The 16,652-nt window shown below is 46.5% G+C and carries 11 protein-coding genes; 5 read left to right on the top strand and 6 right to left on the bottom strand.

Annotated features, from left to right (window positions below):
* The first annotated feature begins 4 nt into the window (after window positions 1-4).
* Window positions 5-574 (top strand): cob(I)yrinic acid a,c-diamide adenosyltransferase, encoded by a 570-nt coding sequence (locus tag AOB49_RS09395; protein ID WP_062310349.1) that lies wholly within the window; start codon window positions 5-7, stop codon window positions 572-574.
* A gap of 31 nt (window positions 575-605) precedes the next feature.
* Here AOB49_RS09395 and AOB49_RS09400 read toward each other — a convergent pair whose 3' ends face one another.
* From AOB49_RS09400 to AOB49_RS09415, 4 genes are read right to left on the bottom strand one after another with little or no spacing between them, the layout of a single operon-like run.
* The gene (locus AOB49_RS09400; protein ID WP_062310352.1) at window positions 606-1,730 is read right to left on the bottom strand and encodes a 3-deoxy-7-phosphoheptulonate synthase; all 1,125 of its coding nucleotides are present in this window, start codon (window positions 1,728-1,730) and stop codon (window positions 606-608) included.
* Window positions 1,731-1,749: 19 nt separating this feature from the next.
* Window positions 1,750-3,240: a metalloprotease TldD gene (gene tldD / locus AOB49_RS09405; protein WP_082784135.1), complete on the bottom strand. Its 1,491-nt coding sequence runs from the start codon at window positions 3,238-3,240 to the stop codon at window positions 1,750-1,752.
* 24 nt (window positions 3,241-3,264) lie between these two features.
* Window positions 3,265-4,098 (bottom strand): carbon-nitrogen hydrolase family protein, encoded by an 834-nt coding sequence (locus AOB49_RS09410; RefSeq protein ID WP_062310355.1) that lies wholly within the window; start codon window positions 4,096-4,098, stop codon window positions 3,265-3,267.
* Between the two features lie 6 nt (window positions 4,099-4,104).
* Window positions 4,105-8,295: a YhdP family protein gene (locus tag AOB49_RS09415; protein ID WP_062310358.1), complete on the bottom strand. Its 4,191-nt coding sequence runs from the start codon at window positions 8,293-8,295 to the stop codon at window positions 4,105-4,107.
* 78 nt (window positions 8,296-8,373) lie between these two features.
* Between AOB49_RS09415 and glnE the strand changes: the two genes are divergently transcribed.
* Window positions 8,374-11,190 (top strand): bifunctional [glutamate--ammonia ligase]-adenylyl-L-tyrosine phosphorylase/[glutamate--ammonia-ligase] adenylyltransferase, encoded by a 2,817-nt coding sequence (glnE, locus tag AOB49_RS09420; RefSeq protein ID WP_062310361.1) that lies wholly within the window; start codon window positions 8,374-8,376, stop codon window positions 11,188-11,190.
* A gap of 21 nt (window positions 11,191-11,211) precedes the next feature.
* On the opposite strand, the gene recN is transcribed toward glnE, so the two are convergent.
* A complete protein-coding gene (gene recN / locus AOB49_RS09425) occupies window positions 11,212-12,882 on the bottom strand; it encodes a DNA repair protein RecN (RefSeq protein WP_062310364.1) in 1,671 nt (556 codons plus the stop codon).
* 26 nt (window positions 12,883-12,908) lie between these two features.
* Window positions 12,909-13,814 (bottom strand): NAD kinase, encoded by a 906-nt coding sequence (locus tag AOB49_RS09430; protein WP_062310589.1) that lies wholly within the window; start codon window positions 13,812-13,814, stop codon window positions 12,909-12,911.
* A 37-nt stretch (window positions 13,815-13,851) separates the two neighbouring features.
* Between AOB49_RS09430 and hrcA the strand changes: the two genes are divergently transcribed.
* The 3 genes from hrcA to grpE all read left to right on the top strand — a co-directional run bounded on the left by hrcA (window position 13,852) and on the right by grpE (window position 16,629).
* On the top strand, window positions 13,852-14,862 hold the full coding sequence (gene hrcA, locus AOB49_RS09435; protein WP_062310367.1) for a heat-inducible transcriptional repressor HrcA: 1,011 nt from the start codon (window positions 13,852-13,854) through the stop codon (window positions 14,860-14,862).
* A 38-nt stretch (window positions 14,863-14,900) separates the two neighbouring features.
* Entirely contained in the window at window positions 14,901-15,995 is a 1,095-nt protein-coding gene (gene hemH / locus AOB49_RS09440) for a ferrochelatase (protein ID WP_062310372.1), read from the top strand.
* Between the two features lie 82 nt (window positions 15,996-16,077).
* Window positions 16,078-16,629: a nucleotide exchange factor GrpE gene (grpE, locus tag AOB49_RS09445; RefSeq protein ID WP_062310375.1), complete on the top strand. Its 552-nt coding sequence runs from the start codon at window positions 16,078-16,080 to the stop codon at window positions 16,627-16,629.
* The last annotated feature ends 23 nt before the right edge of the window (window positions 16,630-16,652 follow it).

Genomic DNA, 16,652 nt, shown 5'->3' on the forward strand with positions numbered 1-16,652 from the left:
TTGTATGGGAAATCGACTTTCAAAAATAGCCACTAGAACTGGCGATGCGGGTATGACGGGACTCGGCGATGGTAGTCGAGTCGAAAAGGATCATCTGCGCATCTGCGCCATGGGCGACGTTGACGAGTTGAACTCTGAAATCGGGGTTTTGATGACAGAAACCATCCCTGAGGCGATTGCGGATGAGTTAAAGGCTTTATTTTTGCAAGTGCAGCATGATTTATTCGATTTGGGTGGTGAGCTTTGTATTCCAAATTACACGCTACTGAAACCGGAGCATGTGGCCCAGCTGGATGTTTGGCTTGAAAAATACAACGCTACCTTGCCGCCATTGACTGAATTTATTCTGCCGGGCGGCACACGTGCAGCTGCGCAAGCACATGTATGCCGAACAGTTTGTAGACGTGCCGAGCGCTCTATCGTTCGCTTAGGTTGGGAAGAGCCTTTGTATGATGCCCCTCGTCAGTATGTCAATCGCTTGTCTGACCTCTTATTTGTATTGGCGCGAGTGCTAAATCGTGCAGCTGGTGGCCATGATGTTTTATGGAAGCATGAAAAAAAAGAGACTAAATAAATTAGTCTCTTTTAATTAAGTCAAAGCCAGTTTATTTTTTTACTTTTCTGCGGTTCTTCACTGCCAATGCAAGTCGTTGCAGTACGTTCACTGAATCTTCCCAATTGATGCAAGCATCAGTAATGCTTTTTCCGTATTCCAATTTATTGGGATCATCTTTACCGGGTGAGAATTTTTGGGCGCCATCATTGAGGTGGCTTTCAACCATCACTCCAAAGATTTGATGCGAGCCTGATTCAATCTGCTCCGCAATATTCTCTGCCACAACAATTTGACGCTCGTGCTTCTTACTAGAGTTAGCATGTGATAGATCAACCATCAAGCTGCCTGGAAGCTTTGCTGCCTCAAGCTCAGAGCAGGCGGCTTGCACGTATTGCGCTTCGTAGTTCGGCTCTTTACCGCCACGCAAAATTACATGACAGTCTTTATTGCCTTTGGTTTCAACAATCGAGACTTGACCATTCTTATGTACTGATAAGAAGTGGTGTGGTCTTCCTGCTGCTTGAATAGCATCGGTGGCAATTTTGATATTGCCGTCGGTACCATTCTTAAAGCCAATCGGCGCTGACAAACCTGAAGCAAGTTCTCGGTGAACCTGACTTTCAGTTGTGCGTGCACCAATAGCACCCCAAGAAATGAGGTCGGCAATATATTGCGGAGAAATCACATCCAGGAATTCGCTTCCAGCAGGCATACCTAAGCGATTAATTTCCATGAGGACTTGGCGTGCAATACGCAGACCCTCCTCAATGCGATAGCTTTCATCAAGATAGGGGTCGTTGATGAGACCTTTCCAGCCAACAGTAGTGCGTGGCTTTTCAAAGTACACGCGCATCACAATTTCCAATTCACCAGCAAAGCGATTGCGTTCGGCAAGCAAGCGTTGGCAGTATTCCACTGCAGCACGAGGATCATGAATCGAGCATGGCCCAATAATTACTAAGAGTCGATCATCTTTTCCGTGAATAATGTCGCGAATTTTTTTGCGGGTTTTGCTAATTAACGCTTCTGTAGGGGTCCCTGAAATTGGGAAAAAGCGAATCAAATGTTCTGGCGGTGGCAGAACGGTGATGTTGTGAATACGTTGATCATCGGTATCCGATGTTTTATCAACAGCGGCATACCAGTTAGCGGGGTTGGTGTTTTGTTGGCTCATACGGCTATTTTAAGCCGTATTAAGCCGTTCCTCCGACAGTGAGGCTGTCAATCCGTAAAGTAGGCTGTCCCACCCCTACAGGAACACTTTGCCCTTCCTTGCCGCAAACCCCAACCCCCCCGTCTAATTTCAAGTCATTTCCGATCATGGAGACCTGTTTTAGGGATTCTGGGCCGCTACCAATAATGGTGGCACCCTTGACCGGATATTGAATTTTGCCGTTTTCTACCCAGTACGCTTCCGAAGCTGAAAATACGAATTTTCCGCTAGTAATATCAACTTGGCCCCCACCAAAGTTGACCGCATAGAGACCACGCTTGATGCTAGAGATGATTTCTTGGGGATCATCCTTTCCGGCCAACATGTAGGTATTGGTCATGCGGGGCATTGGTAGGGAGGCAAAACTTTCGCGACGCCCATTGCCGGTAAGCGGCATATTCATGAGTCGGGCATTTAGACTGTCCTGAATATAGCCCTTCAAAATACCGTCCTCGATGAGGGTGGTGCACTGAGTTGGCGTGCCTTCATCATCGATATTGAGTGAACCGCGGCGCCCAGATAATGTGCCATCGTCGACAACCGTCACCCCTTTAGCAGCTACGCGCTGACCAATCCGACCCGCAAATGCAGATGAGCCTTTGCGATTAAAGTCGCCCTCAAGACCATGGCCAACTGCTTCATGTAGTAGAACTCCCGGCCATCCTGGACCCATGACTACAGTCATTGGTCCAGCGGGTGCTGGGCGTGAGTCTAGGTTCACGAGCGCTCCATCGACCGCTTCATCAACATATTGATTAATGAGTTCAGTGCTGAAGTAGTGATAGTCATGGCGTGCGCCACCACCAGAAGAGCCGGATTCACGACGACCATTTTGCTCCGCAATGACATGGACAGATACGCGCACCAATGGGCGTATATCTGCGGCCAGTAAGCCATCAGCTCGCACCACCAATACAACATCAAACTCTCCTGCTAGGCTTGCCATGACTTGAATAACTCGAGGGTCGCGCGCCTTTGCGCGACGTTCAATTCCTTCAAGCAATGCAATTTTTTCTTGTGGTGCTAAAGAGTTCAATGGGTTTAAGTCGGAATAGAGTTGATTTGATGCTGGGTGAAAGTTACTGCTAGCAATTGCTTGTGTGCCACCTTTGGGGCCAATAACGCGAGTGGACTGAGCAGCTTTATTAAGAGCCTCGAGATTAATTTCATCAGAATAGGCAAAGGCAGTTTTGTCGCCATAAATTGCACGCACCCCAACACCTTGATCGATATTGAAGCTTCCAGATTTCACAATCCCTTCTTCAAGGCTCCAGCTTTCACTGCGAGTATGCTGAAAGTACAAATCTGCGTCATCTAACTGATGGGTAAACATATTGCCAAAGGTGCGGTGTAGATCTTGCTCAGAAAGACCTGTTGGCTCAAGCAAGATACTCTTCGCCAGTTTGAGAAGATCCTGCTGCTTTTTAAACTTTGTCCAGTCGTTTGGAAATAGCGCTTCTAGTGCTCTCATTGTGATTGGATTGAACTTTCTTAATTAAAGCTTGCGATGTTTTAAGGCGGGTAACTTAGAGCGTACCTCTTTTAATTTATCTTTGCTCAAAATGCCGGTAATGAATCCTTCGCCGTTGGGGAGATTTGTCAATATCTCACCCCAGGGGTCGATGAGCATGCTATTTCCCCAGGTTCGCCGTTGATTGATATGGGTACCCCCCTGAGCAGATGACAATACATAGCATTGATTTTCAATCGCACGAGCTCTGAGCAGCACCTCCCAATGATCTTTTCCAGTGGTGTACGTAAATGCTGCAGGGATGATATGGCAGTCCACTTCACCCAACGCTCTGTATAGCTCTGGAAAGCGTAAGTCATAACAAATGCTCAAGCCCAGGCGCCATTCAACCTGATTGATATTGAGGAGCAGGTGGCTTGGGATGTTTCCAGCTTCAATTGTCGCTGATTCTTCGTAACGCTCCTTTTCGGTTTGAAAACCAAATAAATGAATTTTGTCGTAGCGAGCTACTTGTTCACCTTTTGGATTAAAGACAATAGTGGTGTTGAGCACTTTGTTGAATTCTTTTGCTTCAAGTGGAATGGTGCCTGCAACTAGATATAAATTATTCTCTTTCGCGATAGCTGCCAACTGATCTTGAATGGGACCAGCGCCAGGCACTTCCCGAACCTGAACTTTGTCCGTATCTTTCAATCCCATTAAGCAGAAGTATTCAGGCAGAACTGCAAGCTGAGCCCCATTATTTGATGCCGCCTTTATTAAACGACTGGCAACCTCAAGATTTTCTTTAAGGTCTGGCGTTGATACCATTTGTATCGAGGCAATTTTCAAATCCGAAGGTTTGCTTGAGTGATCCATGGTTGTTTAGTTGATTGATTGGGTGGATGTACCAGGGCTATTCGGAGCATTTGTTTTGGGCGCATTTGGTATGCTTGGCTTGCTTTGCTCTTTCAGTAAATTTTTTGTACGAATCGTATCTAGAGTTTTAGCATCAAGCGGCTGACCTTTTTGGTCGAGCGGAATGACTTCTGGATTCTTCCATGATCCCTGTACTAAGTAGTCAGTTTGCATAGTGCGATTGATTTGATTGGTGATTAAAAACTGGCCTAAGACTGCTCCTAGACCAATGATGGGATTAATTGCAAAGGCCGCTAGAGAGCCAGCGGTCGCATCAATAGTTGGGAAGATGGTGATGCGTAAATCTTGCGTTTCCTGTGGGATGTTGATTTGCCCAGTCATAGCAACGCGAGCTTGATCCAGAATCATGGTGAACTGCTTTGTTTGTGCAATCCCCTGCGCGATTTCAAAGTTACTGTTAATCGAGTTAAACGGAGTTCCTTTGGTCGCCAAGTTTCCTAGACTGCCTTGTAAATCAAGTGTTGCGAATCTAAATAAACTTTGTAGGCTAAGTACATCAAGTAACTTTGCTCCATCGGTATTCACTTCTAGCAGTCGCCCCTTGGTCAGATCAAGGTCAACACTACCTGAAAGCGAGTCGTAGGCTGGAGAAAATATCGAGCCAGTCCAATTTAGCTTCGCGGTTAACTTCCCCTGCCCGCCCTCAACCGATTTTGGATTGCTCCAGCGGGAAATAATCTCGCCAGCATCTTTGATATTCATATCTGCAGTGATAGAGCTTTGCTCATTTGCCAGGGGTGTTTTGCCAAGCCACTGGCCGGTAATGGTGGAGATACCTTGTGGATTATTGACCTGAACGGATTCAATCTTCAGCGTATCTTGTGAAGTTTTCGTTTTGATCTTCACTGTTCCCAGTTGTGCCTTTGTCCAACCTAAATCATCAATCATTAAATCCAGACTGGGAATTGACTGCGGACTGAGCGGTGCCCTAGTTGGAGTTGGTTTATTTCTAGCCTGCGCATTTTTTGAAGTCGTATCTTGAGATATAAGTTCATTAGATGCCATTTGGGGTGGAAGTTTGAGGCGTGTTAAGCGACCATTGATCAATCCACTAGATTGCTCAGCACTTGCTGGATGCCACTGAATTTGACCGGCAATTTGTGGGGAATTTAAACGGATCTGCCAAAGCCTATTTTTTTCAAACGCATTGAGATTGAAATCATTCCATTCCCGATCAAATGCGGTCAACTTTTTAAGTTGAACTGAAATCTGTACATCGCTATCAACTACATCAGATGCTTTATCTTCCCCAGCTTTCTTGGAGACCTTGCCCGCCCCTAGGAAATCAAGCCATTTATCAAGATTGAGTTCATTACTTGCTAAATGCAATGCAAGACCTTGCTGCGGAACATTCATTGGCGCGCCAATGCCTAATGAATTTCTGAAGACATTATCCGCACCTACATTTCCTTGTATGAAATACTGATCCCCAAATTTCCCCGACCAATCTGCACGAACTAAATTGGATTTTTTATCTGAATAAGTCCGTAGGCTAATTTGGCCTAGCATCGGAGAACCCGCTAATTTTTTAGCAGGTTCAGGGGCGGCGCTTGCCCAGTTTCGTAAATCAAACTTTAGGTTAGTTTGGCTTCCGGATTTATTAAAGTTAATGAGCCCATCGTATTTGGTCGAACCGCTCATGGCAGTAAGTAGGGCTGGATGTATTTGAGATTTTGTATTTGCTAAGAAGTAATCTTTAATGAAGCTAGCGTTAATGTCGCCACTGATGGTAAAGCTGGTGTTATTAGCTGCGGAAGGGGCGCTAGCAATCTTGAGCGCTCCCCCCAAAAAGTTCGCAGAGACATCCTCAAACTCAGGATTATTTTCGGTAATGCGGATTCTTCCCTTCAGATTTTCTAGGGGGGGAATGCCCTCCCATTGCACCTTATTTCCAGGAAGCATTAGCTTGGCATCAAAGTTGGCATCATCACTTCCTGATAGTGGGATTTTTATGCCAAGGTCAAGATTGACTGGGCCTGTCAGAGATAGATTCTTGGCGAGGTGAGGCTGTTGAATACCTACGGGTGATGCAAACAAGTAATCAAGCATGTCAGAGCCGTCGCCATTGGCCACCCCATTAATCAATAGAGTCATTTGTTTAGCGCTGACATTGGGAATTTGCGCGCGAACATTTGCAAGCGCTACTTTTTTGTAAGCAGCTTTATCAATGTCAACGGTCAATGTGGACTGTTTCATGTCGATGTTGCCGCTAACATTGGTAAATGCGGACCAAATTCCTTGGTTTGTTGGGAGTAAGGGCGATGGCTTATAAATCGCTTTAGAGATGGGTAGGTGCAGTGTTAGTTCACCAGCTTGTCCAGTCGGGAAAGGGATTTGATCTGGATCACCCTTGATATGTAGAGTTCCACTTTGAATTTCTCCGGATTCAAAAGCTTTACTCAGGTATTGTCTTGAGTCCTTGTCCATAGTGACTGGAAGATAGCGATGTGCGCTTGCCAACTTCGCTTTCACAAACTCCATGTCGAGTGTCATTTGATCAGCTTGTTTAGGGGCGCCAATGAGGTAGCTAAGATCAAAGTTGGTAGTGATTTCAGAATTACTTAATTGCATCTGCTTAGCATTAATAAGCCAACCGTTTTTTTGTTTTGACCAACTAATCTCACCTTTTGCGCGATCGAGTTGAATTTCAGAGGCGGATAAAAAATCGCTCATTTCCAACTCAAGATTTTTGGAATTTAAAGTGAAACTTCCTTCTTTTTGATTGCTACTCAAATTGCCTGACAGATGAGAAACTGAGGGCATGGATTTATTGATGCCGGTAAAGCTGATGTCGTTGAGTTTTGCGCTGACTGTAAAGTCTAGTTTGTTAGAGGCAAACCATTTTCCTGGAATTGGTAGGGCCGATAGGGCTGATTTATTTTCGGCCCAACTAATTTCCAAATTCTCAAGTTCGCCATCAGCTTCTGAGGATTTGAGCCACTGGTGAATCTTTTTTGGTAGAGGAAGATTCAATGCAAATAACGCAATATCTTCCATTTCAATTTTGGGTGAGGCAAAGCCAAATTCTTTAATTTCACCGCCATCATTTGGTGTGCGCCAGCGGAAAGTGATTGGGCTTAAATCATCAAGGGGGGCGGTGCTGGGGCTATCCATGTGACGCCATGCCAAGGTTTTGGTGGTCACTGAGTTTAAGCCGCCCTCAGTCTCCTGAGTAAGATTGGTTTCTAGCCTGCCAAACTCAATAGGCTCTTCATCTTTTTTGAGTTGTACTTTGAGGCGATCGGCGGCTAAATACATTTGGCCGCCATTCGCTTTTCCGCTATCGAGTTTTAAGCTGCCTTCTGAGGTAAGCGTTCCTCTTAACTCATATAGTGGTAAAGAGATATCTTTAGAGATTTGACTAAGATTAAATTCGGAGATTTTCCAGGAGAAGCTTCCGATCCAGTCTCGCCAGTTACCTGCTTGCCCGCCTAAGTGGTGGACAAAGTCCGCTTTAACCGCAATGGGATTTGGACTCCAAGGTGTCGTTGCGCTGAGTTGGCCTTGGTGTCTACGAACTCCGTTAGTGAAATGAAAATTTTGAATTGCTATTGAAGTCTTCAGTTTGCGATCATTTTGATCTTCCCAGAAGATTTTGGCATTATTGATTTGGATTTCAGTTTGATCCAATATCCAATCTTCAGTGGCGAAATCATTTTCTTTATTGTGTATGGGAATTCCGGCTACCGAGATGACACCCTTTGAGTCTCTTTGAATGCGAAGCTCGACGTTATCTACAGTGATTTCATGAAAGTAGGGCGCTAGGTGATAGAGGGAGAGCCAGCTTAATTCGCCACTGATGTGCTTTATCAACAATGGTGGTGTCGATGAAGTGGTTTCGTTATTGAAGCGCAATCCCTCGATGGCAAAATTAGGGCGGATGCCAGTCCAAGATACCTGCACATCATCCATGGTGACATTGGTACCCAGGCGCGCACTAATTAAGCGTTCAATAGTGGGTTTTGACTTCTCAATTTGAGGCCATAAGACAAAGCGCACTCCAAGATGCCCGAATACAAAAAATGCCGCCGTAATACCGGCCAGAATAAGTGCGCGTTTACGCCAGCGGCTCTTGGAGCCTGAGGGCGATTTTTGAGGCGTACCCAGCAGTCGGGTCTGGATAAAGTTTCGAAGCATGACCGCTATTATCCGTCAGCTATCGAGTGATCGCCAAGCTTCTCCCAATTCACTCGTGACTCGGATTAAGATGGTGAAATGACAGATTTTTCTCGCCAAATTGAATTTTTAAAGCAGCACTCAACTTATGCGCAGCGTTGGTTAAATGCGCGTCCTGAGTGGATTGATTGGTTGGAAGTTCAGGGTGCGCAGAAAATTGATGTTCACGGTATTCAAGAGCTCTTAACTCCATGTCAAGAGGCTTTGGCGTTTGAGGATCAAAACGAAGCGCAGTTTATGGCCGATTTAAGGCTAGCAAGGCAGCGCTTGATGCTTTGGGTTGCTTTTCGGGATCTCAATGGCATGGCGGATTTGGATGAAGTAACTCATGCTTTAAGCCATTTTGCCGAGCAAGTGGTTTCTCTATCCATTGCTTATATTCGCGAAGACTTAAAGCGACGCTTTGGGCTGCCATGGAGTTCGGTCACCAACTCGGAAATGCCCTTAATGGTCGTTGGAATGGGTAAGCTTGGAGGGTTAGAGCTTAATCTTTCTTCGGATATCGATTTAATTTTTCTTTATGAGCATGAAGGGGAGACCCAAGATGCGCCTAAAAGCTTGTCCTACCATGAGTGGTTTACACGGATGGGAAAGCGCTTAATCAAACTTCTGGCTGAACATGATGCCAATGGTTTTGTATTTCGGGTAGACATGCGTTTGCGACCAAACGGCGATTCAGGCCCCTTGGTCTGTAGTCTTGATATGCTAGAGGAATACCTCTTGGTGCAGGGCAGGGAGTGGGAGCGCTATGCCTGGATCAAGGGAAGAATGATCGCACCTCTTCCAGATTCGCCTGCATTCGCGCATTGCGAAAAAGAGTTGGATCAATTAATTCGCCCCTTTGTTTACAGGCGTCATCTGGACTACGGAGTCATTGCCTCTATTCGTGAGTTGCATGCCCAGATTCAGCATGAGGCGGAAAAGCGTTCCTCAAATCATCATGGCCGCTCAAAAGATATTAAGTTGGGCCGTGGTGGCATTCGGGAAATTGAATTTTTGGCGCAAATGTTTCAGTTGATGCGTGGTGGCACAGATCCGAGATTTCGCATTCGCCCAACTTTAAGAGTATTGGATTTAGTGAAGCAGCAAGGTATCTTGCCCGTTTCAGAGGTGGAGACATTGCAAGCGGCATATGTTTTCTTGCGTCGTCTGGAGCATCGAATTCAAGTATGGGAAGATCAGCAGACGCATTATTTGCCCGAGGATGATTTGGCGCGTACGCGCCTGGCATCCAGCATGATTGGTCCAGATCAGATTCAGGAGCAATCTGAATTTTTAGATGGGCTAGATAAGCATCAGCTCGCCGTAGCCCAATTATTTGAAAAGGCATTTGTTCTAGATGACAGTGCCCGTTTAGATAGCGCTTCTTTGCCTGTTGGTTGGGAGCCTGATGGCATATTCTTTCCAGAATCTTTGGCTCGATGGTTGGCATGGGTTGATAGTTCTAAGCAGAACCAGTTACCCGAGAAAAGTCGATTAATTTTTAATAATTTGATTCGCAAGGCTGCAGATAGTTTGCATGCTGATGGAATAGATTCTGCTGCTGCAGATCTTACTTTGCTGCGCTTTTTTGATTTGCTTGAGGCAATTGCGAGACGTAGTGCTTATTTATCGATTCTCTCTGAATATCCAAGAGCGTTATCTAATGTATTGGCGCTGTTGAGGGCTTCTCAATGGGGCGCGGAGTATTTAACTAGGCATCCACATTTACTCGATTATCTATTGAACTCGCGTACTGAAAAGTCGTTGATTGAGCAGCCCGAGCAATACTGGCGCGAAGTAAAGGCTACCTTAGACATGCGTCTTGATGACGTCATGGCAGAGGGTGATGGATCAGAGCAGGCAATGGATATTTTGCGTATTACCCACCATACGGAAACTTTTATTACCCTGCTCGCGGATTTAGGTATTGGTGTTGACCAAGCTTTATCTGTGGAGAAGGTGAGCGACCATCTATCTGCCCTAGCGGATTTAATTGTGCAGACAACCTTTGAGCGAGTATGGCCAAGTGTTGCCAAGAAGTTTGAATTGTCGGCAGAGTTAGAGCCGCCATTCGCGGTAATTTCCTACGGCAAGCTTGGCGGCAAGGAGCTTGGTTATGCCTCAGACTTAGATTTAGTGTTTTTATATCAAGCTGAGGAGTCTGATTATGCAGCGCAAGAAATTTATGCCCTTTTAGCTAAGAGAATGATTAATTGGCTAACAACCTATACGTCTGCCGGCAGCTTATTTGAGATCGATACCCGTTTACGCCCTAATGGCTCTGCTGGATTCTTGGTAACCAATGCCCATGCATTTAGGAAGTACCAATTACGCGAAGGTGATAATGCCGCTTGGGTTTGGGAGCATCAGGCTCTAACGAGGGCTAGATATTCTGCGGGCAGTCAAAGCGTCGGGTTATTTTTCGATGAGGTGCGCTCTGAGGTCTTGAGTCAAAAGCGAGATATTAATCAGTTGCGTAGCGAGATCTCGGAAATGCGTCGCAAGGTTCATGCGGGTCACCCCAATCCTAGTTCGGATTTCGATTTAAAGCATGATTCAGGTGGTATGGTCGATATTGAATTTATTGTCCAATTTTTAGTTTTGGCCTATTCCAACGCTTTTCCTCAGTTGTTAAGTAATTTGGGAAATATTGCGCTACTGCGTATCGCCGGAGAGGTTGAATTGATTCCGACGCAGTTAGCTCAGAAGGTTGCCGATGCTTATCGCTTCTTTAGAGCAAGGCAGCACCGTTTGCGTTTGGATGGGGCTGATAAGACCCGAGTCGATTTAGCTTTAGAGTTGCCATTAGTGGAGGCAAGAGAGGCGGTGCTCAGTTTGTGGCAAGAAATCTTTCAAGTTCCCTCTAGCACCTAAATTCAGTGCTCGGTAGCGATGCTAGCTTTGCTCTAAAAGCTCTCTTGCATGACGACGGGTTGTATCTGTAATGGTAGCGCCCCCGAGCATCCGTGCTACCTCCTCAACTCGCTCTGCCCTGCCAAGTTGGCTCACCTGGGATAGAGTTTTATCCTCAGACTGTGATTTGCTTACCTTCAAATGGTGGTTACCTTGGGCTGCTACCTGTGGCAAGTGAGTGACGCAGAGTATTTGATGGGATTCTCCGAGCTGACGTAGCAATCTTCCAACTGTTTCTGCAACTGCGCCACCAATGCCCGCATCCACTTCATCAAATATCAGTGTTGGCGTAAAGGAGGCTTTGCTAGTAATCACGCTGATAGCTAGGCTAATACGAGCTAACTCTCCACCAGAGGCTACTTTAGCCAGAGAGCGAGGCGTGCTGCCAGCATGTCCGGCCACCAGGAATTCAATTTGCTCTAGGCCATGAGCGCCACCATCAGCTAAGGGGATTGAGGCAATTTCCAAACGTCCGCCAACCATCGATAATTCTTGCATAGCTGCAGTGACCTGTTTGCTCAAATCCAATGCAGCTTTGGCGCGTTTTTGCGAGAGTTGTTTTGCAAGTTTGAGGTACGCAATTTCCTCTGCCTTCACTTTTTCACGCAGAGCCTCAATATTTTGAGATGCAGTCAGAGCGTCTAAGCGTTCTGCCGTTTCATTAAGTAAATTTGGAAGTGCATCCGCTTCAGTCCGATACTTTCGCGCTGCGCTATGTAGCGCTTGCATGCGCTCTTCTACTTCACTCAAGCGCGCAGGATCTAAATCAAGTTTTTGTAAATATCGATTCAGGCTGTGAGCTGCCTCATCAATCTGGATTTGGGCTGACTCAAGCGCTTGGCTGATATCGCTCAGCGCGGGATCATGCTCTGCCAAAGCGGTCATATTCGCGCTGACTTTGGAGAGGGTCGATTCAACCGAGTTATCTGCTTCACTTAATACATCAATGACTTCTTGGCAACCACTGAGAATTTTTGCCCCATTAGCAAGGCGTGCGTGCTCACTTTGAATCGCAACCCATTCTCCTTCTTGCGGTGAGAGTTCGCTTAGTTCTTCAAGCTGCCATTCCAAACGCTCACGCTCTCGTTCAATGTCTTGACCAGCATTTTCGGCTTGCTCTAGACGACGACGAGAGTCATGCAGGGTTTTGAATAGTCGCGCAACTTCGCCCACAAGCTCCATAAGATTGGCATGGCGATCTAAAAGTTCGCGTTGCGCACCACTTTTAAGGAGAAGTTGGTGAGCGTGTTGACCATGGATATCCACCAATTGGTCTCCAGCTTCTCGGAGCTGGCTAAGAGTTGCAACACTGCCGTTAATAAATGCACGGCTGCGACCATTGCTTTCGACAATTCTTTTGAGAAGGAGGTTTTTTCCTTCATCTTCAATCGGAAAGCCTTGCTTATCAAGCCAATGTTTCAGGCTTTCAGTCTGAGTTGACTCAATGCGAAAGAGGGCGCTGATCTCAGCGCGAGTACAGCCTTCACGAATTTGACTGCTATCCGCACGCTCCCCTAAAGCAAGGCCCAAGGCATCCAGGAGAATTGATTTTCCGGCGCCTGTTTCGCCAGTAAGAACGGTAAAACCTGAGGAAAAATCAAGCTCTAGTTGATTGACAATAACGAAATCACGAAGGGCGAGGGTTTGAAGCATGCCTTAGCGTACCAAAAAATTCGACATCAAAATGTCGAAGGATACTCATTCCAATGCAGCTTCTCGCGCAATGTTTTGTAGTCGCTATGACTTCGAGGATGCAAGAAGGTAATTGTTTTATTAGATTGGCGAACTTCAATCTTGTCACCACTTTGTAAATTTGTTTGGGACTGCATATCAAAATTCACAATCACTTCGCGACCATCTACTACTTCAATGACTGTCACGCTATCCTCGGGTAAGACGATGGGGCGATTTGAGAGGGAGTGCGGCGCAATTGGTGCCAATAGGATGCCAGCAACGCGAGGATGGAGAATGGGGCCGCCTGCTGATAAGGCATAGGCTGTTGAGCCAGTCGGAGTGGACACAATCAAGCCGTCAGAACGCTGGTTGTACATAAAGGAGCCATTGACATGTACTGCTAACTCCACCATGCCCGAGATGCCTGAGCGATTCACAACAACATCATTGAGGGCTAGGGCGTGATTAATTTCCTTACCGGCGCGTAGCACAACAGCGTCGAGTAATGTCCTGGTATCTGCTTCATATTCACCAGCGATGATTTTGGGTAAAGTCATTTGAACTGATTGAATAGGGATGTCAGTCATATAGCCAAGACGCCCCATATTGATTCCAACCAGCGGCACATTGCTACCAGCCAACTGACGCCCAATACCGAGCATCGTGCCATCTCCGCCCAGAACCACCACCAAATCAATTGCGCCTTCAAAGGCATCGGTTGTCTTGGTGGGATAGTCTAAGAGGCCCAAATGGCTTGCTGTTGCCGCCTCTATAAAGACTTCACAGCCTAAACTGGAGACGATTTTTGCCAGATCTCTGAGGTGATCTTCGATTCCATCCGCCTGAAATTTGCCAACGAGGGCAACTCGGCTAAATGCTTTCTTGGCGGAATTTGGGGATGGGCTTAACATATAACGATTAAACCATACGCATAAAATCTCTTCCACCATGGATGATCGTTCCCGCGCCTTACTAAAAACCCTCATCGAGCGCTATATCGAGGAGGGCCAGCCTATTGGCTCACGCACTTTATCGAGATTTTCCGGTTTAGACCTGTCCGCAGCGACGATTCGCAATGTAATGGCAGACCTCGAGGATATGGGTTTGGTCACCAGCCCTCATACCTCTGCTGGCCGAATACCGACCCCCAGGGGTTATCGTTTGTTCGTTGATACGATGGTGACGGTGCGTCCCCTTGAAGAAATAGCTGCTCGGGAGGTAGAAAAAGGCCTGTTGCCAGACTCCCCTCAGCGGGTGCTCAATTCTGCCGCGCAAATATTGTCCAATTTGACTCACTTTGCTGGCGTGGTCATGACGCCTAAGCGCGCCCAGGTGTTTAAACACATTGAATTTTTACGTTTGGGTGAGGGTAAGATTTTGCTCATCATGGTCACTCCTGAGGGGGATGTGCAAAACCGCATTCTTCCAACAACCCAGGACTATACGCCAAGCCAATTAATTGAGGCGGGCAACTACATCAATACTCAATTTGCTGGAAAAAGCTTTGCCGAGGTGAGGACGCACTTAGCTTCTGATTTGGATAATCTCCGAAGTGATATTTCCGGATTAATGGCATTGGCGTTGCAGAGCGGTGTGAGTGACTATGGCATGGGTCAAGGGGATATGCTGTTATCAGGCGAGCGTCGTTTATTGAATGTGGGCGATCTCAGTACCAACTTGGATAAGTTGCGCAAGATGTTCGATATGTTGGAGCAGAAATCAGTACTCATGCAGTTATTGGATGTTTCTAGTCATGCTGACGGTATTCAGATTTTTATTGGCGGTGAGAGTGATTTGCTTCCATACGAGGATTTGGCTGTAATTAGCGCTCCATATAGTGTTGATGGCCAGATTGTCGGAACTCTGGGAGTCATCGGGCCAACTCGTATGGCTTACGATCGCGTTATTCCAATTGTTGATATCACCTCTAAATTACTATCGGGCGCTTTGAGCTCCTGAGTTTTTACCTAGTTCATATTTTTTAAGACGGATACCCATTGAATCAAAATCCTCACCTACGCCCCACTAAGACGGCTATCTTGCTGTTGAATTTGGGCACGCCTTCAGCGCCAACTCCCAAAGCAGTTCGGGCCTATCTCAAGGAGTTTTTGTCTGATCCTCGTGTAGTGGAAATTCCTCGAGTGATTTGGTGGTTTATTTTGAATGGGATTATTTTGCCTATTCGTAGTAGTGCTTCCGCAAAGAAATATGCATCCATTTGGTTGCCAAAATTAGGATCACCTTTAATGCATTACTCACGCCTCCAGGCGAAAGAATTGGGTGAAAAATTTACCAATCAACATCAGACGGTGTTGGTCGATTTGGCGATGCGCTATGGCCAGCCATCTACAAAGCAGGCTCTTGAAGCTCTGCAGTCACAAGGGATGGAGCGTCTGTTGTTACTGCCTCTGTATCCTCAGTATTCAGCAACAACTACAGCCTCAAGCTTTGATGAGGTATTCCGAGTGTTGGCTACGTGGCGCAATCAACCGGAGTTGCGTTTGGTGAAGCACTATCACGATAACTCTGCTTATATTGCCGCATTGCGTGATCAAGTTCTTGGCGCCTGGGATAAGGAGGGCCGTCCAGATTTTTCCGCCGGTGATCGACTGGTAATGTCTTTTCATGGCCTGCCTAAGCGCAATTTAATGAAGGGTGACCCCTATCATTGTGAGTGCTTAAAAACAGGTCGCTTACTTGGTGAGTCTTTAGGTCTAGAGCCTGGGCAATACCTTGTTACTTTCCAATCGCGCTTTGGTAAGGCTGAATGGCTCAAGCCGTACACTGCGCCGACAATTGAAAAACTCGGCAAAGAGGGCTGCAAGCGAATTGATATTTTTTGCCCAGGGTTTCCAGCCGATTGTTTGGAGACTTTAGAAGAAATTGCAATGGAAGCGCGCGAAATTTTCTTGGAGCACGGCGGGAAAGATTATCGCTACATACCCTGCTTAAATAGCAATCCTAAATGGATTGAGGCCATGTATGAGATTGCGCAAGAGCATTTATCAGGCTGGGCCCTTGGCTCGGAGTCCGAGGCCGATCTAGCGGAGCGCGATCGACGTGCCGAGTTAGCTAAAGCTAGAATTGCATAAACTCGAGCTAACTTGAAATCGCATGGATTGACCCCATATTGTTCAGAAGTAGTCATTCTTATAGAAAAGAGAATTTGTAGCCATGACCCAAGAAAATCACAATCCGACTCCTGAGCAGGAAAATTCCGCAGAGTCTCCGGTAGATGCTGGAGTAGATCAAGCTACCGCTGAAGTAAAAACTCCAGAGCAGGAAATTGCAGAGCTCAATCAAAAACTCACCGAAATGCAGGATAACTTTCTGCGCGCCAAGGCTGAGGGTGAAAATATTCGCCGCCGTGCCGCAGAGGATGTTTCTAAGGCGCATAAGTTTGCAATTGAGAGTTTTGCCGAGCACCTCGTGCCAGTAACGGATAGCTTGTATGCCGCCTTAAATGCAGAGGCTGTAGACGCTAAAGCCTTTAAAGAAGGGCTTGAGATTACCCTCAAGCAACTCCTTTCCGCTTTTGAGAAGGGCCGTATGACTGAAATTAACCCTGCCGTTGGTGACAAGTTTGATCCTCACCATCATCAGGCAATTGCTTCTGTCCCTTCAGATCAAGAGGCAAATACCGTGGTCTCAGTGCTGCAAAGGGGGTATTCAATTGCTGATCGCATTCTGAGACCTGCATTGGTGACGGTGAGCGCTCCAAAGTAGGCTTAAATGAGGTGCTAAAACCC

The sequence above is a fragment of the Polynucleobacter sinensis genome (genome assembly GCF_001595985.1).
GTDB classification, from domain to species: Bacteria; Pseudomonadota; Gammaproteobacteria; order Burkholderiales; family Burkholderiaceae; genus Polynucleobacter; species Polynucleobacter sinensis.